The sequence below is a fragment of the Streptomyces sp. NPDC104381 genome (assembly GCF_055583745.1).
Genome location: NZ_JBVJNK010000008.1, coordinates 376061 through 397893, shown reverse-complemented (window position 1 = coordinate 397893; position 21833 = coordinate 376061). Strand labels below are relative to the sequence as shown.

Genomic DNA, 21833 nt, shown 5'->3' with positions numbered 1-21833 from the left:
GCCGGGGTGTGGTGATTCGGAAAAAGTGACTGATGTTCATCTTACGGACGGGGTGTACCGCCAGTAACCTCCGGCGCATCGGCCACCCGGAGGAGCACGCATGCCCCCACGCACCCGCACGCTCAGAGCCGCCACAGTCGCGGCCGTCCTCGCTCTCGGTACGTCCCTGCTCGCCACGGCGCCCGGCGCCGGAGCGGCGGAGCCCGAGCCCCTCGCCGTCACCGACCACTGCGCGAGTCAGTGCGCGGACATCCTGCCGCCCGGCGAGAACGGCAACGCCACCCTCGTCGAGATCCTCGGCAACAAGGCGTTCGGCACGCACCCCGCCCACAGCGACGACCAGCTCGACCGCTACAACGGCCTGGTCGCGGGGCATACGGGCCTCACCGACCAGAAGCTGACCGACTTCTTCAACGACGCCTCCTTCGGGGTCGCCGCCGACCAGGTCGAATCCGTGACGAAGCCGCGCGAGGACGTCACGATCACCCGGGACAAGAAGAGCGGAGTGCCGCACATCAAGGGCACCACCCGCTACGGCACCGAGTTCGGCGCAGGCTTCGCCGCCGGACAGGACCGGCTGTGGCTGATGGACCTCTTCCGGCACATCGGACGCGGCCAGCTGACCTCGTTCGCCGGCGGAGCGCTGGCCAACCAGGGCCTGGAGCAGCAGTTCTGGCCGCAGGCCCCGTACACCGAGGCGGACCTCCAGGCCCAGGTCGAGCGGATCAGGACCACCGAGGGCGCCCGTGGAGAGCAGGCGATGGCCGACGCCCAGGCCTACGTCGACGGGATCAACGCCTACCGCGAGAAGTCCAAGAAGGGCCGCTACTTCCCGGGCGAGTACGTCCTCACCGGGAAGATCGACTCCATCACGAACATCGGCGAGATCCAGCCGTTCGGACTGACCGACCTGATCTCGATCGCCTCCGTCGTCGGCGGACAGTTCGGCGGGGGTGGCGGCGGTGAGGTCCAGGCCGCGCTGTCGCTGCTCGCCGCCCAGCAGAAGTACGGCGTCGAGGAGGGCACCCGCGTCTGGGAGTCCTTCCGCCAGCGCAACGACCCCGAGGCGGTCCTCACGATCCACGACGGCACCTCGTTCCCGTACGCCGGAAAGCCCGACAAGGCCCGGGGCACGGCCCTGCCCGACGCGGGGTCCGTCACTCCCGAACCCCTGATCTACGACCGCACCGGATCCGCCGGGACGGACAAGAAGGCCCCCGTCGACGCGCCGGACGCGCTGAAGCCGCTCCAGGGCATGTACGACGACGGCGTCATCCCCGAGGGCTCGCTCCCCGGATCCGGTGACGGCGCCCAGAAGCGGGGCATGTCCAACGCCCTGCTGGTGTCCGGCAAGGCCACCGCCAGCGGCAACCCGATCGCCGTGATGGGCCCCCAGACCGGCTACTTCGCGCCGCAGCTGATGATGCTCCAGGAGCTCCAGGGCCCCGGCATCAGCGCCCGCGGCGTCTCCTTCGCCGGAGTCGGGATGTACATCCAGATGGGACGCGGCCAGGACTACGCCTGGAGCGCCACATCGGCGGCCCAGGACATCACCGACACGTACGCCGTCGAGCTCTGCGAACCCGACGGCTCCGCGCCCACCAAGGACTCCACGCACTACCGCGTCGACGGGGCCTGCACGGCCATGGAGAAGCTGGAGCGCGCCAACTCCTGGAAGCCCACCGTCGCCGACTCCACCGCCAAGGGGTCCTACCGGATGCAGGTGTGGCGCACGGACTACGGCATCGTCACCCACCGCGCCACCGTCGGCGGCAAGCCGGTCGCGTACACCTCGCTGCGCACCACCTACCGCCACGAGGCCGACTCGATCATCGGCTTCCAGATGCTCAACGACCCGGCGTACGTGACGGACGCGGCCTCCTTCCAGCAGGCGGCGAGCAACATCGACTACGCCTTCAACTGGTTCTACGCGGACTCCCGCACCACCGCCTACTACAACAGCGGCATGAACCCCGTGCGCGCGGCCGGGGTGGACGCCGCGCTGCCGGTCAAGGCGGAGAAGGCGTACGAGTGGAAGGGGTACGACCCGGCGGCCAACACCACCGACTACACCCCGTTCGCCGAGCACCCGCACTCCAGCGGCCAGGACTACTACATCTCCTGGAACAACCGGCAGGCCGTGGACTACTCCACCGCCGAGTTCGGCTTCGGCGCGGTGCACCGGGGCGACCTGCTCGACGACCGGGTCTCCGCACTGGTCGAGGAGGGCGGGGTGACCCGCGCCTCCCTCACCCGCGCCATGGAGGAGGCGGCACTCACCGACCTGCGCGGCGAGCAGCTGCTGCCCGAGCTCCTGAAGGTGCTGCGCTCCCAGCCCGTCACCGACCCGGCGCTGAACGCCGTGGTCCAGCAGCTGGACTCCTGGCGGGCCGCCGGGGCGCAGCGCAAGGAGACGAGCCCGGGCTCGCACACGTACACGCACGCGGACGCCGTCCGGATCATGGACGCGTGGTGGCCGAAGCTGGTCGAGGCGGAGTTCCGCCCCGGTCTGGGTGACGGTCTCTACGACGCGTTCACCGCGAGCCTGGCCACCGACGAGTCCCCCGCCGCCAGCCACGGGCCGAGCGGGGCGCACAGCGGCTCCGCCTTCCAGTACGGCTGGTGGGGCTTCGCCGACAAGGACCTGCGCCAGGTCCTCGGACAGCCCGTCAAGGGGCCGCTGGCCAGGACGTACTGCGGCGGCGGCGACCTGAGCGCCTGCCGCTCCGCGCTGCTCGCCACCCTGAAGGAGGCGGCCGCCGTGCCCGCCACCGAGGTCTATCCGGGTGACGACAGCTGCAAGGCCGGTGAGCAGTGGTGCACCGACGCGATCGTCCACCGTCCGCTGGGCGGGATCTCGCAGAAGTCGATCCACTGGCAGAACCGGCCGACGTACCAGCAGGTCGTGGAGTTCCCCTCGCACCGCTGACGCCGGGCGACGGGCCCCTTCCGCCGCACCCGGCGGAAGGGGCCCCGCGCTCACCGGTACAGCAGGTACTCCCGCCGCACCTTCCGGAACGCGGCGAGGTCGGCCGCCCAGGCCCCCACCACCTCGTCGGTGTCCGCGCCGGCGTCGATCATCGTGCGGACCCGGGTGTTGCCCGAGAGCCGGTCGATCGCGTTGTCCGCGCGCCACGCGAAGCCGCTCCACGTCCGCTTCGCGGTGACCAGCAGGCCGATTCCGGTGCGTACGGGGTCGAAGACCTTCCGGTCCTGGACGTGCACCTGCACCCCGCCCACCGTCTTCCCCTCGAACTTGGAGAACGTCGGCGCGAAGTACGCCTCGCGGAAGGCGACCCCGGGCAGCTCCAGAGCGTTCGCGGCGGCCGCCCACCGGTGGTCGACGCCCTCGGCGCCGAGCAGCTCGAACGGCCGTGTGGTGCCCCGGCCCTCGGAGAGGTTCGTCCCCTCGAACAGGCACGTCCCGGAGTAGACCACCGCCGTCTCCGGTGTCGGCATGTTGGGACTCGGCGGCACCCACGGCAGGCCGGTCGCGTCGAAGAAGTCGTCACGGCGCCACCCGGACATCTTGACGACGTCCAGCTCCACCGGCCGGTCGCCCAGGAACTCCGCGTTGAAGAGCAGCGCGAGCTCCGCCACCGTCATCCCGTGCGCCTGCGCGATCTCCCGGCGCCCCACGAAGGACGCGAAGGCACGGTCGAGCACGGGCCCCAGCGCCGCCCGGCCGGTGACCGGGTTCGGCCGGTCCAGGACGACGAACCGCTTGCCCGCGAGCGCGGCCGCCTCCATGCAGTCGTACAGGGTCCAGATGTACGTGTAGAAGCGCGCCCCGGCGTCCTGGATGTCGAAGACCACCGTGTCCACACCGGACGCCGTGAAGATGTCGGCCAGCGGCTGCCCGCTCTTCAGATACGTGTCGTAGACCGGCAGCCCGGTCGCCGGGTCGTCGTACCGCCCCTCCGAACCGCCGGCCTGCGCCGTCCCCCGGAAGCCGTGCTCCGGGCCGAAGACCGCGGTCAGGTCCACCCGGTCGTCCGGGTGCATCACGTCGACGATGTGCTCCACGTCGGTGGTGATGCCGGTCGGGTTGGTGACGATCCCCACCTTCTGCCCGGCCAGCAGCCGGTAGCCGTCGGCCGCCAGCCGTTCGAAGCCGGTACGCACCCCGCCCCGCCCGGCCCCGTGCCCCCGGCCGGCCGCGGCGGCCGTCCCCGGTGCGGCGGCGGTCGTCGCGAGGGCTCCCATCGCACCGCCGACCGCCAGCAAACCACGCCTGGACAGGGTCATCCTGCTACCTCCATGATCGCGTCGACCGTCATGGTCACGCACGCTAGCGCGGGTACCGGCCGTACGGAACGCCCATGACTGGGCAGATTCCCAGTCCTGCCCCGGACCCCTTCCCCGATCACATACCGACTGGTTAGTCTGCCGTGGAAGACGGCTGAGAGAGGCGGGACCGATGAGTACGGTGCAGGGCGCTGGCGTAGTGGTGACGGGAGCCGGAGGCGGCATCGGGGCCGCCCTCGCCCGGAGATTCGCCGCGGAGGGCGCCCGGGTCGTCGTCAACGATCTGGATGCCGCCCGGGTCGAGGCACTGGCCGAGGAGATCGGCGGCACGGTGGTGGCCGGCGACGCCTCCACCGTCGTGGACGCCGCACGCGACGCGCTCGGCGGCACGGTGGACGTCTACTGCGCCAACGCCGGCCTCGCCTCGGGCGGGGACGCCTTCGCCGAGGAGGACGTCTGGGCACGGGCCTGGGACGTCAACGTGATGGCGCACGTCCGCGCGGCGAAGGCGCTGCTGCCCGACTGGCTGGAGCGCGGCAGCGGCCGCTTCGTCTCCACCGCCTCGGCGGCCGGCCTGCTGACCATGATCGGCGCGGCCCCCTACAGCGTGACCAAGCACGGTGCCGTCGCGTTCGCCGAGTGGCTCTCGCTGACCTACCGGCACCGCGGGATCAAGGTCCACACGATCTGCCCCCAGGGCGTGCGTACGGACATGCTCACGGCGGCCGGCTCCGCGGGTGAGCTGGTGCTCGCCCCCACCGCGATCGAGCCGGAGGCCGTCGCCGAGGCCCTGTTCGACGCCATGGAGCAGGACCGCTTCCTGGTCCTGCCGCACCCCGAGGTGGGCGGCTACTACCGCGCCCGTGCCAAGGACCCCGACCAGTGGATCGGCAACATGAACCACCTGCAGCAGAAGTGGGAGGCGGCCGGAGCATGAACGGGTCGATCTACGCGGCGAAGCCCTGGACAGCCCTGCTCAGCGAGGCCCAGCTCGCCCCCGTCCACCCCGCCGAGACCGTGGTGCACGCCTTCCGCGCGGCCGTCGGCCGGGCCCCGGACCACACCGCCCTCGCCTACTTCGACGGGCGCCTCACCTACCGGGACGTGGACACGCTGTCCGACTCCGTCGCCGGCCACCTCGCCGCCGAGGGGCTGCGGCGCGGCGACCGGGTCGCGATCATGCTCCAGAACACCCCGCACTTCGTGCTGGCGCTGCTCGGGGCGTGGAAGGCCGGCGCGACCGTCGTCCCGCTCAACCCGATGTACAAGTCCGGTGAGGTCGGCCATGTGCTGAAGGACGCGGAGGTGACCGCGCTGATCTGCTCCGACCGGGCCTGGGAGGCCTATCTGCGGGCCACCGCCGAGGCCGCGCCGAGCGTGACGATCGCGCTCACGGCCTGCGAGCTCGACCTCCAGACCGCCGACGACCCGCGGGTGCTCGGCTTCGAGCGGCTCCCCGCGCCCGGCGCCGGCGCGTGGGCCCGCGACCTGGTGGAGGTGGCCCGGCGCGGACTGCCCGCCCCCGGCGACCGGGAGCTCACCGCGTCGGACACCGCCCTGATCAGCTACACCTCCGGGACCAGCGGCACCCCCAAGGGGGCCATGAACTCCCAGGGCAACATCATGGTCAACGCCGAGCGCCAGCGGGCCGGCCACCCCATCGAGGAGGGCTCGTCCTACTTCGCGCTCGCCCCGCTCTTCCACATCACCGGCATGGTGTGCCAGCTCGCCGCCTGTATCGCCAACGCGGGCACCCTGGTCCTCGCGTACCGCTTCGAGGCGAGCGTCGTCCTGGAGGCCTTCGCCGAGCACCGGCCCGCCTACACGGTGGGCCCGTCGACCGCCTTCATGGCGCTCGCCGCGCACCCGGACGTCACCCGGGAGCACTTCGCCTCCTTCAAGGTGATCTCCTCGGGCGGCGCCCCGCTGCCGCCCGCGCTGGTCGAGAAGTTCCGCGAGGGCTTCGGCCCCTACATCCGCAACGGCTACGGGCTCACCGAGTGCACCGCGCCCTGCGCCTCCGTACCGCCGGAGCACGAAGCGCCCGTCGACCCGGTCTCCGGGACCCTGTCCGTCGGCGTCCCCGGACCCGACACCGTGGTCCGCATCGTCGACGAGAGGGGCGACGACGTCCCCTTCGGCGAGCAGGGCGAGATAGCCGTACGCGGCCCCCAGGTCGTCTCCGGCTACTGGAACCTGCCCGAGGCCACCGAGGCCGCCTTCCCGGACGGGGAACTGCGCACCGGGGACATCGGCTTCATGGACGCCCAGGGCTGGCTCTACGTCGTCGACCGCAAGAAGGACATGATCAACGCCTCCGGCTTCAAGGTCTGGCCCCGCGAGGTGGAGGACGTCCTCTACACCCACCCCGCCGTCCGGGAGGCGGCCGTCGTGGGCGTCCCCGACGCCTACCGGGGGGAGACCGTACGGGCCTACGTCAGCCTGCGGCCCGGCGCGGAGACGGAGCCCGCCGAGCTCAGCGCGTACTGCAGGGAGCGGCTGGCCGCCTACAAGTACCCGCGCGAAGTCGAGATCCTGGCCGAGCTCCCGAAGACGGCGAGTGGGAAGATCCTCAGGCGGGAACTGCGTTCCCCCCGTTAGAACAGTTCACGCACGGTACGAGAGGGCAGGTGGCGGCAATGGCCAAGGCGACGGACGGGAACGGTACGCCCGTCCCCCAGAGGCTGCTGGCCGCCGCCACCCGGCTCTTCGCGGAACGCGGTTACGACCGTACCTCCGTCCAGGAGATCGTCGAGGCGGCGGGCGTCACCAAGGGGGCGCTCTACCACTACTTCGGCTCCAAGGAGGACCTGCTCCAGGAGGTCTACGCCCGGGTGCTGCGGCTCCAGCAGGAGCGGCTCGACGCCTATGCGAACGCCGAGGCGCCGATCGAGCGGCGGCTGCGTGACGCGGCGGCGGACGTGGTGGTCACCACCATCGACAACCTCGACGACGCCTCGATCTTCTTCCGCTCGATGCACCACCTGAGCCCGGAGAAGAACAAGCAGGTCCGGCTGGAGCGCCGCCGCTACCACGAGCGCTTCCGCGCCCTGATCGAGGAGGGCCAGAAGGCCGGGGTGTTCTCCACCGCGACCCCGGCCGACCTGGTCGTCGACTACCACTTCGGCTCGGTCCACCACCTGTCGACCTGGTACAGCCCGGAGGGCCCGCTCAGCCGCCAGGAGGTCGCCGACCACCTGGCCGACCTGCTGCTCAGGGCGCTGCGCCCCTGACGGCGTCGGCCCCGCCGCCGGACAACTGATCCAGGAGCGCCCTGGCCGCCGGATTGCGCGGTGCGGGGGCCCGGCCCACCAGCACCACCGTCCGCCCCGGATCCGGCTGACGGATGCTGACGCAGGGCAGTCCGGCCTCCTCCCCGATGCGGCGCGGAACGATCGCCACCCCGATGCCGGCCCTGACCAGGTCGACGAGCAGCCGGATCTGGGTGACGTCACACGTGATCCTGCGCTCCAGGCCGCAGTGGTCGGCGAGCCTGCGCACCGCGGTCTCCAGGCCGGTGCCCGCCCGGAAGTCCACGAACGGTTCGTCGGCGAGATCCTTGATCAGGGTGCGGCCGGCGCTCGCCAGCGGGTGGCCCGGCGCGGTGATCAGTACGAGCTCCTCGTGCCAGGTGGCGAACGCGCCGATGCCGTCGGGGAGTCCGGCGGCGTCCGGGGCGAGATAGGCGAGGTCCAGCTCACCGGCGCGGACGGCCTCGATCAGGTCGGGAGTCGTCGCCTCCCGCAGCGAGATCTGCACACCGGGGCGCAGCCGGTGGAAGGCGGCGAGTTCGGCGGCCAGGTCCACACAGGTCAGCGTCTGGATCGTGCCGACGCGCACTCGGCCGGTGTGCAGCCCCGACACGGCGGAGACCGCGTCCCGGGCGGCCTCCGTGCCCGCGAGCACCGCACGGGCCGCGGGGACGAGGGCCAGGCCAGCCTCGGTCGGAACGACGCGCCGGCCCGTCCGGTCGAACAGCTCGGCGCCCAGCTCGCGTTCCAGGTTCTTCACGGAGGTGCTCAGGGCCGACTGCACGATCAGCTCGGCGCGGGCGGCGGCGGTGAAGCTCCCGTGCGCGAGCACGGCCATGAAGTGCCGGAGCTGGCGTATTTCCACGTATCAACCATAGCGATGGCTGCCATCGAAACCATCTGTTGGACCGAACGGGCGCCGCGGAGGAGCCTGAGGACATGACAACTCCACCGCCCCGCTTCGCGATCCGGCCGCTCCGGCGCGCCCTGGCGTTCCTCCGCGCACTGGCCCTGACGGACCACCAGCCTTCGGGAGGCTACTGAGGTCCGGCCGGCTCGCCGGGAGCCGGCGCGCGCCTCCGACCGCACCCATTTGTCCGATATACGGACGGGCCTGTCCGAATTCCACTCTTGACGGTACGCGGCCATCCCCGCCAGCATCGGTCGCGCACCGCGCACCGCCCGCTCCAGGCCCCGGTCGTGCACGGCCGGGGACCCCCGCACGTTCCGTCAGTCCCCGAACGGAATCCGGAGCCCCCGATGAGCCCTGCCCGTCCCAGATCCCTCTCCGTCGCCGCGCTCGCCGTCGCGGCCCTCCTGGCGGCCGCCGCCCCCGCGGTCCAGGCCGCGCCCACCGCCGAGACCGCCCCCGCGCCCCTCGCCGCGGCGCCCGACATCCCGCTCGCCAACGTCAAGGCGCACCTCACCCAGCTCCAGTCGATCGCCACCGCCAACAGCGGCAACCGGGCCCATGGAAGGGCCGGTTACAAGGCGTCCGTCGACTACGTGAAGGCCAAGCTGGACGCCGCCGGATACACCACGGCGCTCCAGCAGTTCACCTCCGGCGGCGCCACCGGGTACAACCTGATCGCCGACTGGCCGGGCGGCGACCCGAACCAGGTCCTCATGGCCGGCTCCCACCTCGACTCGGTGACCTCCGGCGCCGGCATCAACGACAACGGATCGGGGTCGGCCGCCGTCCTGGAGACGGCCCTCGCGGTCTCCCGGGACCGGCTCACCCCCGGCAAACACCTGCGCTTCGCCTGGTGGGGCGCCGAGGAGCTGGGGCTCGTCGGATCCAAGTACTACGTCAACAACCTGGCCACGGCCGAGCGTTCCAAGCTCGCCGGCTACCTGAACTTCGACATGATCGGCTCGCCGAACCCCGGCTACTTCGTCTACGACGACGACCCGGTCATCGAGCAGACCTTCAAGGACTACTACGCGGGCCTGTCCATACCCACGGAGATAGAGACCGAGGGCGACGGCCGCTCCGACCACGCCCCGTTCAAGAACGCGGGAGTCCCCGTCGGCGGGCTCTTCTCCGGCGCGGACTACACCAAGACGAGCGCCCAGGCCCAGAAGTGGGGCGGCACGGCGGGCCAGGCCTTCGACCGCTGCTACCACGCGTCGTGCGACACGACGGCCAACATCAACGACACGGCGCTGGACCGCAACAGCGACGCGATCGCCCACGCCGTCTGGACCCTGTCCGCGGGCACCACCACCCCGCCGGCCGGGACCGTGTTCAGCAACGCCGCCGACGTCGCGATCCCCGACAACGGGGCCGCCGTCACCTCACCCGTCTCCGTCACCGGCCGTACGGGCAACGCCCCTTCGGCCCTCAAGGTGGCCGTCGACATCAAGCACACCTACCGCGGTGACCTCGTCGTCGACCTGCTCGCGCCCGACGGCACCGCCTACCGGCTGAAGAACTCCAGCGGGAGCGACTCGGCCGACAACGTGATCGCGACCTACACCGTCAACGCGTCGGGCGAGACCGCCAACGGCACCTGGAAGCTCCAGGTACGGGACGTCGCCGCGCAGGACACCGGCTACATCGACAGCTGGGGGCTCACCTTCTGACCGGGCCGGGGAGGCGGCCGGCCGGCCGCCTCCCCGGACGGGATCAGAGGTACTTCTTGATCTCGCGCCGCGCCAGCGAGCGCTGGTGCACCTCGTCCGGCCCGTCCGCCAGCCGCAGCGTCCGCGCCGACGACCAGAGTTCGGCCAGCGGGAAGTCCTGGCTGACCCCGCCGGCGCCGTACAGCTGCACCGCCTGGTCGAGGATGTCGCAGACGGCGCGCGGAGTGGCGATCTTGATCGACTGGATCTCGGTGTGCGCCCCCCGGTTGCCCACGGTGTCCATCAGCCAGGCGGTCTTCAGCACCAGCAGCCGCAGCTGCTCCACCGTCACCCGGGCGTCCGCGATCCAGTTCTGTACGACGCCCTGCCGGGCCAGCGGCTTGCCGAAGGCCGTACGGGCCACCGCCCGGCGGCACATCAGCTCGATCGCGCGCTCGGCCATCCCGATCAGCCGCATGCAGTGGTGGATCCGGCCCGGGCCCAGCCGCGCCTGGGCGATGGCGAAGCCGCCGCCCTCCTCGCCGATCAGGTTCGCCGCGGGCACGCGCACATCGGTGAACACGACCTCGGCGTGGCCGCCGTGCGAGTGGTCCTCATAGCCGTACACCTGCATCGCACGGCGCACCTCCAGGCCCGGGGTGTCGCGCGGGACCAGGATCATGGACTGCTGGCGGCGGATGTCCTCACCGTCCGGGTCCGTCTTGCCCATCACGATGAAGACGGCGCAGTCCGGGTTCATCGCCCCGGAGATGTACCACTTGCGCCCGTTGATGACGTAGGAGTCGCCGTCCCTGTCGATCCGGGTCTCGATGTTCGTCGCGTCCGACGAGGCCACCTCGGGCTCCGTCATCGCGAACGCCGAGCGGATCTCGCCGGCCAGCAGCGGCTCCAGCCACTGCTTCCTCTGCTCCTCCGAGCCGAACTGGGAGAGCACCTCCATGTTCCCGGTGTCCGGCGCCGCGCAGTTCAGCGCGGTCGGCGCCAGGTGCGGGCTGCGGCCGGTGATCTCGGCCAGCGGGGCGTACTGGAGGTTCGTCAGCCCCGCTCCGTAGGCCGCGTCCGGGAGGAAGAGGTTCCACAGGCCCTGGCGGCGCGCCTCCGCCTTCAGGTCCTCCACGATCTGCGGGGTGTCCCACGGCGAGGCGAGCCGCGCGCGCTGCTCCTCGGCGACCTCCTCGGCCGGATACACGTGCTCGTCCATGAACGTGAGCAGCTTGGTGCGCAGCTCTTCGGTACGGGCGTCGAATGCGAAGTCCACGGAGTGATCAGCCTTCCTGGAGGGTGGTGAGGCCGTGCGCGATGAAGACGGGGACCAGGTCGCCGATGCGGTCGAAGCCGGCGCCGACGGTCTGTCCCAGCGTGTAGCGGTAGTGGATGCCCTCCAGGATCACGGCGAGCTTGAACCACGCGAAGGCCGTGTACCAGGAGATGGCGGAGGTGTCGCGTCCCGACCGGGCGGCGTACCGCTCGATCAGCTCGGCGGGAGAGGGGTGGCCCGCGGCGTTGCTGGTGGTGGAGACGGGCGACTCGGGCAGACCCAGGTCGGAGCTGTACATCGCGAGCAGACCGAGGTCGGTCAGCGGGTCGCCGAGCGTGGACATCTCCCAGTCCAGGACCGCCCTGATCCGGTCGTCCTCGCCGATCAGCACGTTGTCCAGGCGGTAGTCGCCGTGCACGACGGTGGGCGCGGGGGAGACGGGCAGCTCCCGGCCGAGCGCCGCGTGCAGCTCGTCGATGCCGGCCAGCTCACGGTTGCGGGAGGCGTCCAGCTGCTTGCCCCAGCGCCGCAGCTGCCGGTCCAGGAAGCCCTCCGGCCGGCCGAAGTCGCCGAGGCCGACGGCCGCGGGGTCCACGGCGTGCAGGTCCACCAGGGTGTCCACCAGGCCCAGGACGGCCGCCCTGGTGCGCTCGGCGCCCAGCGGGGCGAGCTGGCCGGCGGTGCGGTACGGCGTCCCCTCGACGTACTCCATGACGTAGAACGGGGCGCCGATGACCGCGTCGTCCTCGCAGAGCAGCAGCGTCTCCGGCACCGGGACCGCCGTGGGGTGCAGCGCGCTGATCACCCGGTGCTCGCGCTTCATGTCGTGCGCGGTGGCCAGCACATGGCCCAGCGGGGGCCTGCGCACGACCCACTTCCCGGAGCCGTCGGTGACGATGTAGGTGAGGTTCGAGCGGCCGCCCTCGATGACGCGGGCCTCCAGCGGGCCGTTCACCAGCCCCGGCCGCTCACGGTCGAGATGGCCGCGCAGCAGGTCGAGATCGAGACCTGGCGGGTGGACTGGGCTCATGGGGCGCACCTCCGGGGCGTGGAACGGTCGGGACCATGATGCCGACCAGTCGGTATGTCGTCCAGTGTCCGCCCGGAATCCGAGAAGTGATCTCCGGCTCCCCGGTCAGTCGTCCCAGCCCTGCGCCGCCACGAAGGCGTCGCCGTGCGTGGCGGACCAGCGGCCCAGCGCCTCGATCGGCTCCAGCAGCGTCCGGCCGAGCGCGGTCAGGGAGTACTCCACGCGCGGGGGCGCCTCGGCGTACGCCCGGCGCTCCACCAGCGCGTACTCCTCCAGTCTGCGCAGCGTCTCGGTCAGCACCTTGGAACTGATGCCACCGATCTCCGCGCGGAGTTCGCCGGGCCGGCGCGGGCCCGCCCCGAGCGCGTACAGCACCACCGGATTCCAGGTGTTGCCCAGCAGATCGAAGCCGAGCCGCGCCCGGCAGTCGGCCAGCAGCCGGTCCATGACATCCCCTTCCCCGCCCGTCGGGCACCGAACGGTGCGCGACGGAACACCTAACGTCCCCTGCGGTACGACGCTACGTGACGGACGTTCAGGGGAGAGGGACATGGACATCGGCATCATCGGGACGGGCTCCATGGCGGAAGCACTGGGCGGGCGGTGGGCCGCGGCGGGCCACCGCGTGCTCTTCGGGGGCCGCTCCCCGGACCGGGCCAGGGCCCTCGCGGACCGCACCGGCCAGAGCGCCGGCACCCTCCGGGACGCGGCCGGCTTCGGTGACGCGGTCCTGCTCGCCGTGCCGTACGACGCCGTGGCGGGCGTCCTGGCGGAGCTCGGCGCGGCCGGCGGAGCGCTGCGGGGCCGGCTGCTCGTCGACTGCACCAACGCCGTCGGCCCCGGCTTCCGGCTCACCACCGGCACGGGGCCGGGCGCCGCCCGTACGATCGCCGACGCCACCGGGGCGCGGGTCGTCAAGGCCTTCAACCACCTGCCCGACGCGGTGTGGCGGCTGCCCCCGCCCGCCTTCGCCGAAGGCCCGGTCGCCGTCCCGCTGTGCGGGGACGACCCGGCGGCCCTGGAGACGGTCGCGACCCTGGTCCGGGACCTCGGATGCGTCCCCCTGCCCGTGGGCGGGCTGGACCGGGCCCCGTATCTGGAGGCGGCCACGGCGTTCCTCATCGGCCTCTGGCACTCCGGCCACGACCCCCGGTCGCTGCTGCCGCCCTTCGAGGTGGTCACGGCCCCGTCCCCGGGCTGAGTTGCGGGGACCCCGGCCCGCCCCGATCGTCGGAGGATGAAGGCGATCAGCTACAGCAGCTACGGCTCGGCCGACGTCCTGGAGTACGGCGAGCGGCCCGACCCCAAGGTGGGACCCGACTCGGTCCTGGTGAAGGTGCGGGCCGCGGCCGTGAACCCCGTCGACTGGAAGGCCCGCGAGGGCTACCTCCAGGCCGGACTGGAGGCCGTGTTCCCCGTCATCCCCGGCTGGGACGTCTCCGGTGTCGTGGTCCAGCCCGGCGCCGCCGTGGACGAGTTCGCGGTGGGGGACGAGGTCATCGGCTACGTACGCGAGGACTTCCTCTCGCGGGGCACCTTCGCCGAGTACGTCGCCGCCCCCGTGCGGACCCTGGCCCGCAAACCGCTGAGCCTCAGCTTCGAGGAGGCGGCGGGCCTTCCGCTGTGCGGCCTCACCGCGTACCAGGTGCTGCACCGCGTCCTGGGGGTCCAGGAGGGCGAGACCGTCCTCGTCCACGCCGCCGCGGGAGGGGTCGGTTCGCTCGGGGTGCAGCTCGCCCGGCACGCGGGCTGCCGCGTCGTCGGCACCGCGGGCCCCCGCAACCACGACTACGTACGCCGGCTCGGCGGCGAACCCGTGGAGTACGGCGAGGGGCTGGCCGCCCGGCTCCGGGAGCTGGTCCCCGAGGGCTTCGACGCCGCCTTCGACACCGTCGGCGGGGAGGCGCTGCGGATCTCCGCCGAGACCCTCGCGCCCGGCGGCCGGCTCGCCTCCATCGCCGACGCCGAGGTCTTCTCCTACGGCGGGCGCTACGCCTTCGTACGGCCCGACGCCACGGACCTCGCCCACCTCGCCGGACTCGCCGAGCAGGGCATCGTCTCCGTCCACGTGGACCGGGTCTTCCCCCTGGAGGAGGCCGCCGACGCCTACCGGCTCAACCAGGAGGGACGCACCCGGGGCAAGATCGTCGTCGCCGTGCCCTGGGACAACTGAGCGGCCACCCGCCGCCCGCGCGGCCGGGTCAGAACAGCGTCGCCACGGCGAACACCGCGAGCGCGACCGTGCACCCGGCCGCCGTCAGCGCGTGGCGCGGCGCCAGCGCGGCGGGCGGCCGGGCCGATCCCATGCCCGTCACCCGGCGGTGGGCCACCGCGAGGAAGCCGAGCCAGGCCAGCAGGCTCAGGGCCACCGCGACCACCCCGGCCGTGGTCGCCCCGGCGTGCAGGGCCTGCCGGAACGCGAGCAGGGCCACCACCGTGCACGACAGGGTGGTGCGGCGCCAGGCCAGCCGGGTCCGCTCGGGCTGGAGACCGGGATCGCGTCCGGCGGCGGCGGTCACCGGCCCTCCCAGCCGAACAGGACGACCACCACCATCGCGACGGCCACCACCGCGACCACCAGGCTGAGCAGCGCGGGGAAGCGCGACACCGGCAGATCCTGCCCGCGCCGCATCGCCCGCTCGCACCGCACCCAGTGGTTCACCGCCCGCAGCGCGCAGAGCACCCCGGCGGCCAGCAGCCCGAGGGCCAGGCCGGCGCGGACGCCCCAGGCCAGCTCCGGCAGGAACTGGTCGACGGCGAAACCGCCGCCGATGAGCGCGAGAGCCGTCCGGATCCAGGCGAGGAACGTGCGCTCGTTGGCGAGGGAGAAGCGGTAGTCCGGGGTGTCGCCCTCCTCGCGGATCCGCTCCGGGGCGAACCACAGCCGCAGACCGCGTACGAACGCACTCACGCGGTGGCCCCCGCCACGTCGCCCGCGCGGTACGCCCGCAGCCGGTGGTACGTCTCCAGCCCGTCCGGCACCCACGTCCAGTCGCCGAGCCGGGCCTCCAGCTCGGCGTCGGTGAGGAAGGTGTGCCAGGCGACCTCCTCGGCCTGGGGCCGCACGGGCGGCTCGCAGCGCACTTCGTACACGTACGACCACCAGCTGTGCGCGGGACTCTCGTAGAGGAACTTGAAGAGCGGTGTGGGGCGGGGGAGGCCGGAGACCCCCAGCTCCTCCTCGGCCTCCCGGAGCGCCGCCACGTCGTACGGCTCGCCCGCGCCCACGACCCCGCCGACGAACATGTCGTGGTGCGAGGGGAAGACCAGCTTCGTGGCCGTCCTGCGGTGCACGAACAGCCGGCCCGCCGGGTCCCTGGCCTCGATGAAGACGCAGCGGTGGCGCAGTCCGCGCGCGGTGGCCTCGCCACGTGGCGCCTGCCCGACGACCTCGTCGTGCGCGTCGACGATGTCCAGGATCTCGTCAGCCGGAGTCATGCGGTCCATCCAACATCAACCGGTCGGCGGCCGTTGACCCGTGCCTCTCCTTGCCCTCCGGCATCGCCGGGTGCAGCCCCAGCAGCACGATCCCGGCCACGATCGCCGCCAGCCCGGCGGCCTGCCAGGCCAGGGCCCCGGTATCGGTGCGCACCTGGTCGCCGAGGAAACCGATCCCGCAGAGGATCCCCGCCAGCGGCTGCGCGGCGGTCAGCGCCGGCAGGGACATCCTCAACGGCCCCGCCTCGAACGCGCTCTGGACCAGGATCAGCCCGGTCACCCCCAGGACGAGCACGGTGTACGGCTGCCAGCCCGTCAGCAGCGCCGACCAGCCGCCGTCGGCCAGCCGCTCCCCGCTGATCCTGGTCAGCGCGTCCTGGAGCCCGTACAGCAGCCCGGCCGCCAGACCCAGCAGGACGGGCGTCCCCCGGGTCCTGGGATGCCGGGCGCAGGCGGTCAGGACCACGGCGAGTCCCGCCACCGCCCCGATCACCAGCCAGTGCCGCAGGGGAGCCGTCACCGCCTCACCGCCGCGCGGCTCACCGGCCAGCAGGAACGCGGTGACGCCGCCCGCCAGGAGACAGAGACCGCCCCAGCCCTGCCGGCCCAGCGACTGGCCCGTGCGATGCCGCGACAGGGCCATCGCGAAGAGCAGATTGGTCGCCAGGAGCGGCTCCACGACCGACACCTCGCCCTGGCCGAGCGCAAGGGCCCCGAGGGCCATCCCGCAGACCATCAGCCCGAGCCCGGCCAGCCAGCTCGGCACCCGCATCAGGTCGAGCAGCAGCCGGGGCGAGAGGAAGTCGCTCAGGGGCGCGCGCCGGGCGGCGTCCTGCTGGAGGACGAATCCGAAGCCCAGGCAGCAGGCGGCGCCCACGGACAGCAGGAGTACCAGCACCGACACGGTCCGACGATAGCCCGGCGGACGTACGGGATCGGTGAGGGCGAGGCCGACCGGACGGTTGACGTGGGCGCGGCCCGTACCGAAGATCTGACCCACAAGTAACTTCGCCCGGCCGCCGCCGCCCGCACCGCCCCGAAGGATGGAACCCATGGCGTACGACGCTGATGTGATCGTGATCGGGGCGGGGCTCGCCGGACTGGCGGCCACCGCCGAGCTCGCCGAGGCGGGCCGCACGGTGATCCTCCTCGACCAGGAGCCCGAGCAGTCCATCGGCGGCCAGGCGCACTGGTCCTTCGGCGGGCTCTTCCTCGTCGACTCGCCCGAGCAGCGCCGGCTGCGGATCAAGGACAGCCACGAACTGGCCCTCCAGGACTGGTACGGCACCGCCGGCTTCGACCGCGACGAGGACCACTGGCCCCGGAAGTGGGCCGAGGCGTACGTCGACTTCGCGGCCGGGGAGAAGCGGTCCTGGCTGCGCGCCCAGGGGCTGCGGCTCTTCCCCGTCGTCGGCTGGGCCGAACGCGGCGGCTACGACGCCAACGGCCACGGCAACTCCGTCCCCCGCTTCCACATCACCTGGGGCACCGGGCCCGGAGTCGTCGCCCCCTTCGAGCGGCGGGTCCGCGAGGGCGTCGCCAAGGGGCTCGTCCAACTGCGCTTCCGCCACCGGGTGACCGGCCTCGGCCGCTCGGCCGGAGCGGTCGACACGGTCAGCGGGGAGATCCTCCGGGAGAGCGGCGCCGAGCGGGGCACGGCGAGCAGCCGCGAGGCCACGGGCGCCTTCGAGCTCCGCGCCCAGGCCGTGATCGTCACCTCCGGCGGCATCGGGGGCAACCACGACCTGGTGCGCGCCCAGTGGCCCGAGCGCCTCGGCACCCCGCCGGAGAAGATGCTCTCCGGGGTCCCCGCCCACGTCGACGGGCTGATGCTGGGCATCGCGGAGAAGGCCGGCGCCCGTCACATCAACCGCGACCGGATGTGGCACTACACCGAGGGCATCGAGAACTGGAACCCGATCTGGGACAAGCACGGCATCCGGATCCTGCCCGGCCCCTCCTCCCTCTGGCTGGACGCCCGCGGCAAGAGGCTCCCCGTGCCGCTCTTCCCTGGCTTCGACACGCTGGGCACCCTCGAACACATCATGCGGTCCGGCCACGACTACACCTGGTTCGTCCTCGACCGGAAGATCATCGGCAAGGAGTTCGCCCTCTCCGGCTCCGAGCAGAACCCGGACCTGACCGGAAAGTCGGTGCGCGACGTGATCGGCCGGGCCCGCGCCGACGTCCCCGGGCCCGTGCAGGCGTTCATGGACAAGGGCGTGGACTTCGTCGTCGAGAAGGACCTCGGCGCACTCGTACGCGGGATGAACGCGCTCACCGGGGAGTCCCTCATCGACGAGGAGGCCCTGCGCCGCGAGATCACGGCCCGGGACCGCGAGATCGCCAACCCCTTCACCAAGGACCTCCAGGTCACGGCGATCAACGGCGCCCGGTCCTACCTGGGCGACAAGCTGATCCGCACCGCGAAGCCGCACCGCATCCTCGACCCGGCCGCGGGCCCGCTCATCGCCGTACGGCTGAACATCCTGACCCGCAAGTCGCTGGGCGGGCTGGAGACGGACCTCTCCTCCCGCGTCCTCACCGAGGACGGCACCCCGCTGCCCGGGGTGTACGCGGCGGGGGAGGCGGCGGGCTTCGGCGGCGGCGGGGTGCACGGCTACCGGTCCCTGGAGGGCACGTTCCTCGGCGGCTGCATCTTCTCCGGCCGGACGGCCGGGCGGGCGGCGGCGAAGGCCCTGGGCTGAGCCGGCCGGTCACCTCTCCGGGGCGGGACCCGGCCGCTCGGCCCTCCGGGGCCGAGGAGCGGCCGGTCACTCCAGCCGCTCCACCACCCGGAAGCGCTCCGCCACGATCATCGTGTCGTCGTCCACGGTGAACGCCGGGTCCCCGAGCGCCTCCCGCATCTCCTCGCTGTGCCAGAACGCCTCGTGCCCCGCCCGCCACCCGGCCACCGAGGTGTACCCCTCGCCCTCGTCCAGCGCGTGCCGCAGCCCGACCGACCCCAGCGGCAGCACCCGTACCTCCGTCAGCTCGACCACGGCGACCTCCCGCCCGTCGGAGTCGATGAGCGCGGACCGCTCGCCCACCGGCGGGAGCTCCTCCCGCTCCGCCTCGTACTCCGCCAGCAGACCGGAGGTGGAGACCTTCTCGCCGGAGAGCACCGCCGCGACCAGCCGGTCGCGCAGCGGCCCGGGGAACGCGAGGAGGAAGGGTTTGAGCGGTTCACGGTTCTCCATGGGGGCAGTGTGGCACGCGTCACCTCGGCCCCACCCGCCACACCCGTCACCACCCTACGAACTGGGCGAATGGTCCAGGCCCGCCCTTCCGGAGGTCAACCGTGCGTTAAGTGACAGGAGTTGAGGACAGGTCGGCCTTGACTCGGAGCATTGCCTACCGCTTTGCTGTGCGCGATCGTTTGCTCGCACACAGCATCGATATGTGCTCGCGTCATGTCGAAATGGAAAAGGAAGCCTGCGGATGTCTCCGCCTCCGCCGCCCCTGGGCCGTTCCCGCCGTAAGGGCGGACGCTCGGACCACGCCTTCGACCCGGCGCTCGACGACAGCGAACTCATCGACGTAAGAGGACAGTTCGCCCAGGGACGCTGGACCAGGGCCCGCTCCCTGCTCGTCGCCACGGGCACCGACTGGGACCTGCGGGGCCACCGCCTCCTCGCCCTCGCCGCCGTACCGTCCGCCGTCGGCTGGGCGCGGGACTGGCTGCTCGCCGAACCGGACAGCGGCGACGCCACGACACTGCTCGCCTGCGCCGCGGTCGTCCGGGCCCAGCGCCCCAAGGCCACGGCGGACGAGCGCGACCGGGCGCGCGAGGCATGCCTGGCCGCGGCCGCGCGGGACCCGGCCGATCCCACCCCCTGGCTGGCGCTGATGACGCTGGAGCGCACGCACGGCACCCACCGGGCCACCGCCCGGCACTTCGAGGAGATCCGCGCCCGCCACCCCGAACACCACCACGCCCACCACCTGATGACGGCCGGCCTCGCCGAGGCGCGCCCCGAGAGCGACCCGCTCCACGAGGTGTACGACTTCGCCGCCTGGGCCGCCGAACAGGCACCGGCCGACTCCCCGCTCGCCGTCCTCCCCGTCGTCGCCCACGCCGAGCGGTACCGCGTCCTGGTCGCCGCCGGCGTCGTCCCCGACGACCCCGCCGCCTCGGGCCACTGGTCGGGGCGCCGGGCCAGGCAGGTGATGAAGGCCGCCTTCGACTGGTGGCTCGAATGGGAGCGCGAGGACCACCCCCGCCACAGCGTGGACCTCAACTTCCTCGCCCACGCGAAGATCAGCGAGGGCCGCCCCGCCGAGGCCGCCGCGATCTTCCACCGCATCGGCCTCCACGCCACCGAAGCCCCGTGGTCGTACGCCGGCCGCGACCCGTACCCCGACTTCCTCGCCGCGCGCACCCTCGCGCTCGGCGCCCCCTGACGCACGCAGATATCGACGAAGGGACCACCCCCGCCATGTCGACGGGCAGAACAGATACGAGCGAGACCGGCACCACCGGGACGGCCGGCGCCGGCGGGATCAACACCTACAAGGGCGAGGAACGCGCCCTGCGCGCGGACCGGCTCGGTACCCCCGGCCTGCTCCTGTCCGTCCTCGCCGCGAGCGCCCCCCTGATGGTCGTGGCGGGGGTGATGCCCACCGTCTTCGGGGTGATGGGCATCGTCGGGCAGCCCCTGCTCTACGTCATCCTCGGCATCGTCCTGATGCTGTTCGGCGTCGGTTACGCGGAGATGAGCCGGCACGTCCACAACGCCGGCGCCTTCTACGCGTACATCGCCCGCGGCCTCGGCCCCACGGCCGGCGCGGGCGCCTCGCTCGTCGCGCTGGTCGCCTACAGCGCCATGCAGGTCGGCATCTACGGCATCCTCGGCTTCGAGGTGTCGGGCCTCTTCGCGACGTACCTCGACATCGATCTCCAGTGGTGGATCCCCGCGCTGTTCGCGGTGGTCGTCGTCGGCGTACTGGGCTGGCTGAAGATCGACCTCAACGCCAAGGTGCTCGGGGTGCTGCTCGTCATCGAGTGCGCCCTCGTCGTGATCTTCGACATCGCCGCCGTCGGCAAGCCCGGCCCCGAGGGCCTCTCGCTGCACGCCTTCAACCCCGAGACCCTCACCGGAGCGGGCCTCGGCACCGCGCTCTGCTTCTGCATCGCCGCCTTCGTCGGCTTCGAGCAGGCCCCGGTCTACGCCGAGGAGACCAGCCGCCCGCAGATCGTCGTGTCCCGGGTGATGTTCCTGGCCGTCGGCTACGCCGCCCTGTTCCTCGCCATCAGCTCCTGGGCCCTGACCGTCGCCGCCGGGCCCTCGTCCATCGCGGACACCTCACTCAAGGAGGGCCCCGGGATGCTCTTCGGCCTCACCGAGGAGCGGCTCGGCGCCACGTTCACCGACGTCCTGCACGTCCTGTTCGTCACCGGCATGTTCGCCGCGCTGCTCAGCTTCCACAACGTGGTCGCCCGCTACGCGTTCGCGATGGGCCGCGAAGGGCTGCTGCCCGCCGGGTTCGGACGCACCAACAAGGCGAGCGGGGCCCCCGCCACCGGCTCCATGCTCCAGTCGGCGCTCTCCGTGGTGATCGTGCTCGCCTTCGCCGCCACCGACGACAACCCGGTCGGCGACCCCACCGCGCCCGTCCTGCACCTGTTCACCTGGATGGGCAACGTCGGAGCCCTCGGCGTCATCGTGCTGATGGCCGCGGCCTCCTTCGCCGTCATCGCGTTCTTCGTACGGCGCGGCGCCGGCCGGGCCCAGGCACCCAGGCTCGTCGCCTCCGGGCTCGCCGGCCTCGCCCTGCTGTCCATCGCCGTCTTCACCGTCCGGGACTTCGACGTCCTGGTCGGCTCCGGCCCCGGCTCGGTGCTGAACTGGCTGCTGCCCGGCGTCATCGTCCTGGCCCTCGCCGGCGGCCTGCTCTACGGGGCGGTGCTGCGCCGCACCAGGCCCGAGGTCCACGCCCGGATCGGCCTGGGCAACGAGGCGTTCCAGCTGGAGAAGGCGGCGGAGGGCGGCACGGACCCGCGCTGACCCCGCCCTTCTTA

The 21833-nt window shown here is 72.5% G+C and carries 20 protein-coding genes; 10 read left to right on the top strand and 10 right to left on the bottom strand.

Features of this window, described 5'->3' with window-relative positions; genetic code table 11:
- Positions 1 to 100: 100 nt before the first annotated feature.
- Positions 101 to 2929 carry a penicillin acylase family protein gene (locus ACZ607_RS28525; protein WP_469739134.1) on the top strand — a complete coding sequence of 943 codons (2829 nt, stop codon included), beginning with the start codon at positions 101 to 103 and terminating at the stop codon, positions 2927 to 2929.
- Positions 2930 to 2979: 50 nt separating this feature from the next.
- On the opposite strand, the gene ACZ607_RS28520 is transcribed toward ACZ607_RS28525, so the two are convergent.
- On the bottom strand, positions 2980 to 4248 hold the full coding sequence (locus tag ACZ607_RS28520; protein WP_469739132.1) for an exo-beta-N-acetylmuramidase NamZ family protein: 1269 nt from the start codon (positions 4246 to 4248) through the stop codon (positions 2980 to 2982).
- 172 nt (positions 4249 to 4420) lie between these two features.
- Between ACZ607_RS28520 and ACZ607_RS28515 the strand changes: the two genes are divergently transcribed.
- The 3 genes from ACZ607_RS28515 to ACZ607_RS28505 are packed head-to-tail and all read left to right on the top strand — an operon-like array spanning position 4421 to position 7481.
- Positions 4421 to 5185 (top strand): SDR family oxidoreductase, encoded by a 765-nt coding sequence (locus ACZ607_RS28515; protein ID WP_469739130.1) that lies wholly within the window; start codon positions 4421 to 4423, stop codon positions 5183 to 5185.
- On the top strand, positions 5182 to 6849 hold the full coding sequence (locus tag ACZ607_RS28510; protein WP_469739129.1) for an AMP-binding protein: 1668 nt from the start codon (positions 5182 to 5184) through the stop codon (positions 6847 to 6849). The genes ACZ607_RS28515 and ACZ607_RS28510 overlap by 4 nt, the downstream gene beginning before the upstream one ends.
- A 38-nt stretch (positions 6850 to 6887) precedes the next feature.
- A complete protein-coding gene (locus tag ACZ607_RS28505) occupies positions 6888 to 7481 on the top strand; it encodes a TetR/AcrR family transcriptional regulator (protein WP_469739127.1) in 594 nt (197 codons plus the stop codon).
- Here ACZ607_RS28505 and ACZ607_RS28500 read toward each other — a convergent pair.
- Positions 7462 to 8364, bottom strand: coding sequence for a LysR family transcriptional regulator (locus tag ACZ607_RS28500; protein WP_469739125.1), 903 nt, complete (start codon positions 8362 to 8364; stop codon positions 7462 to 7464). The two genes, ACZ607_RS28505 and ACZ607_RS28500, sit on opposite strands and share 20 nt — an antisense overlap.
- A 395-nt stretch (positions 8365 to 8759) precedes the next feature.
- Between ACZ607_RS28500 and ACZ607_RS28495 the strand changes: the two genes are divergently transcribed.
- Positions 8760 to 10085, top strand: a complete 1326-nt coding sequence (locus ACZ607_RS28495) for a M28 family metallopeptidase (protein ID WP_469739123.1) — start codon at positions 8760 to 8762, stop codon at positions 10083 to 10085.
- A 43-nt stretch (positions 10086 to 10128) separates the two neighbouring features.
- Here the strand turns inward: ACZ607_RS28495 and ACZ607_RS28490 are convergent, their stop codons facing one another.
- From ACZ607_RS28490 to ACZ607_RS28480, 3 genes are all read right to left on the bottom strand, one after another.
- Positions 10129 to 11343: an acyl-CoA dehydrogenase family protein gene (locus tag ACZ607_RS28490; protein WP_469739121.1), complete on the bottom strand. Its 1215-nt coding sequence runs from the start codon at positions 11341 to 11343 to the stop codon at positions 10129 to 10131.
- A gap of 7 nt (positions 11344 to 11350) precedes the next feature.
- Positions 11351 to 12373 carry a phosphotransferase family protein gene (locus ACZ607_RS28485; RefSeq protein WP_469739119.1) on the bottom strand — a complete coding sequence of 341 codons (1023 nt, stop codon included), beginning with the start codon at positions 12371 to 12373 and terminating at the stop codon, positions 11351 to 11353.
- Positions 12374 to 12478: 105 nt separating this feature from the next.
- Positions 12479 to 12820 carry a winged helix-turn-helix transcriptional regulator gene (locus tag ACZ607_RS28480; RefSeq protein ID WP_469739117.1) on the bottom strand — a complete coding sequence of 114 codons (342 nt, stop codon included), beginning with the start codon at positions 12818 to 12820 and terminating at the stop codon, positions 12479 to 12481.
- Between the two features lie 103 nt (positions 12821 to 12923).
- Between ACZ607_RS28480 and ACZ607_RS28475 the strand changes: the two genes are divergently transcribed.
- Together ACZ607_RS28475 and ACZ607_RS28470 are read left to right on the top strand one after the other, a co-directional pair.
- Positions 12924 to 13574, top strand: a complete 651-nt coding sequence (locus ACZ607_RS28475) for an NADPH-dependent F420 reductase (protein ID WP_469739115.1) — start codon at positions 12924 to 12926, stop codon at positions 13572 to 13574.
- Between the two features lie 36 nt (positions 13575 to 13610).
- The gene (locus ACZ607_RS28470) at positions 13611 to 14546 is read left to right on the top strand and encodes an NADP-dependent oxidoreductase (protein WP_469739113.1); all 936 of its coding nucleotides are present in this window, start codon (positions 13611 to 13613) and stop codon (positions 14544 to 14546) included.
- A 28-nt stretch (positions 14547 to 14574) separates the two neighbouring features.
- Here ACZ607_RS28470 and ACZ607_RS28465 read toward each other — a convergent pair whose 3' ends face one another.
- From ACZ607_RS28465 to ACZ607_RS28450, 4 genes are read right to left on the bottom strand one after another with little or no spacing between them, the layout of a single operon-like run.
- Positions 14575 to 14892 carry a DUF202 domain-containing protein gene (locus ACZ607_RS28465; protein WP_469739111.1) on the bottom strand — a complete coding sequence of 106 codons (318 nt, stop codon included), beginning with the start codon at positions 14890 to 14892 and terminating at the stop codon, positions 14575 to 14577.
- Positions 14889 to 15284 carry a YidH family protein gene (locus ACZ607_RS28460; RefSeq protein ID WP_469739109.1) on the bottom strand — a complete coding sequence of 132 codons (396 nt, stop codon included), beginning with the start codon at positions 15282 to 15284 and terminating at the stop codon, positions 14889 to 14891. Before ACZ607_RS28460 ends, ACZ607_RS28465 begins: the two co-directional genes overlap by 4 nt.
- A complete protein-coding gene (locus tag ACZ607_RS28455) occupies positions 15281 to 15811 on the bottom strand; it encodes an NUDIX hydrolase (RefSeq protein WP_469739107.1) in 531 nt (176 codons plus the stop codon). Before ACZ607_RS28455 ends, ACZ607_RS28460 begins: the two co-directional genes overlap by 4 nt.
- The gene (locus tag ACZ607_RS28450) at positions 15798 to 16715 is read right to left on the bottom strand and encodes a DMT family transporter (protein ID WP_469739387.1); all 918 of its coding nucleotides are present in this window, start codon (positions 16713 to 16715) and stop codon (positions 15798 to 15800) included. Before ACZ607_RS28450 ends, ACZ607_RS28455 begins: the two co-directional genes overlap by 14 nt.
- 148 nt (positions 16716 to 16863) lie before the next feature.
- Here ACZ607_RS28450 and ACZ607_RS28445 point away from each other — a divergent pair, with 148 nt between their 5' ends.
- Complete coding sequence (locus ACZ607_RS28445; protein ID WP_469739105.1) at positions 16864 to 18519, top strand: FAD-binding dehydrogenase; 1656 nt, start codon at positions 16864 to 16866, stop codon at positions 18517 to 18519.
- A gap of 66 nt (positions 18520 to 18585) precedes the next feature.
- On the opposite strand, the gene ACZ607_RS28440 is transcribed toward ACZ607_RS28445, so the two are convergent.
- The gene (locus ACZ607_RS28440) at positions 18586 to 19011 is read right to left on the bottom strand and encodes an ASCH domain-containing protein (protein WP_469739103.1); all 426 of its coding nucleotides are present in this window, start codon (positions 19009 to 19011) and stop codon (positions 18586 to 18588) included.
- A 241-nt stretch (positions 19012 to 19252) separates the two neighbouring features.
- On the opposite strand from ACZ607_RS28440, the gene ACZ607_RS28435 reads away from it, so the two are divergent.
- Together ACZ607_RS28435 and ACZ607_RS28430 are read left to right on the top strand one after the other, a co-directional pair.
- Positions 19253 to 20215 (top strand): hypothetical protein, encoded by a 963-nt coding sequence (locus ACZ607_RS28435; protein WP_469739101.1) that lies wholly within the window; start codon positions 19253 to 19255, stop codon positions 20213 to 20215.
- A 35-nt stretch (positions 20216 to 20250) separates the two neighbouring features.
- Entirely contained in the window at positions 20251 to 21819 is a 1569-nt protein-coding gene (locus ACZ607_RS28430; RefSeq protein ID WP_469739099.1) for an APC family permease, read from the top strand.
- The last annotated feature ends 14 nt before the right edge of the window (positions 21820 to 21833 follow it).

What these genes read in the sequence shown, in the direction of transcription:
- ACZ607_RS28520 (WP_469739132.1), bottom strand. Translation starts at nt 4,248, where the DNA reads ATGACCCTGTCCAGGCGTGGTTTGCTGGCGGTCGGCGGTGCGATGGGA.
- ACZ607_RS28475 (WP_469739115.1), top strand. Translation starts at nt 12,924, where the DNA reads ATGGACATCGGCATCATCGGGACGGGCTCCATGGCGGAAGCACTGGGC.
- ACZ607_RS28455 (WP_469739107.1), bottom strand. Translation starts at nt 15,811, where the DNA reads ATGACTCCGGCTGACGAGATCCTGGACATCGTCGACGCGCACGACGAG.
- ACZ607_RS28440 (WP_469739103.1), bottom strand. Translation starts at nt 19,011, where the DNA reads ATGGAGAACCGTGAACCGCTCAAACCCTTCCTCCTCGCGTTCCCCGGG.
- ACZ607_RS28480 (WP_469739117.1), bottom strand. Translation starts at nt 12,820, where the DNA reads ATGGACCGGCTGCTGGCCGACTGCCGGGCGCGGCTCGGCTTCGATCTG.
- ACZ607_RS28445 (WP_469739105.1), top strand. Translation starts at nt 16,864, where the DNA reads ATGGCGTACGACGCTGATGTGATCGTGATCGGGGCGGGGCTCGCCGGA.
- ACZ607_RS28435 (WP_469739101.1), top strand. Translation starts at nt 19,253, where the DNA reads ATGTCTCCGCCTCCGCCGCCCCTGGGCCGTTCCCGCCGTAAGGGCGGA.
- ACZ607_RS28495 (WP_469739123.1), top strand. Translation starts at nt 8,760, where the DNA reads ATGAGCCCTGCCCGTCCCAGATCCCTCTCCGTCGCCGCGCTCGCCGTC.
- ACZ607_RS28505 (WP_469739127.1), top strand. Translation starts at nt 6,888, where the DNA reads ATGGCCAAGGCGACGGACGGGAACGGTACGCCCGTCCCCCAGAGGCTG.
- ACZ607_RS28510 (WP_469739129.1), top strand. Translation starts at nt 5,182, where the DNA reads ATGAACGGGTCGATCTACGCGGCGAAGCCCTGGACAGCCCTGCTCAGC.
- ACZ607_RS28515 (WP_469739130.1), top strand. Translation starts at nt 4,421, where the DNA reads ATGAGTACGGTGCAGGGCGCTGGCGTAGTGGTGACGGGAGCCGGAGGC.
- ACZ607_RS28430 (WP_469739099.1), top strand. Translation starts at nt 20,251, where the DNA reads ATGTCGACGGGCAGAACAGATACGAGCGAGACCGGCACCACCGGGACG.
- ACZ607_RS28525 (WP_469739134.1), top strand. Translation starts at nt 101, where the DNA reads ATGCCCCCACGCACCCGCACGCTCAGAGCCGCCACAGTCGCGGCCGTC.
- ACZ607_RS28470 (WP_469739113.1), top strand. Translation starts at nt 13,611, where the DNA reads ATGAAGGCGATCAGCTACAGCAGCTACGGCTCGGCCGACGTCCTGGAG.
- ACZ607_RS28485 (WP_469739119.1), bottom strand. Translation starts at nt 12,373, where the DNA reads ATGAGCCCAGTCCACCCGCCAGGTCTCGATCTCGACCTGCTGCGCGGC.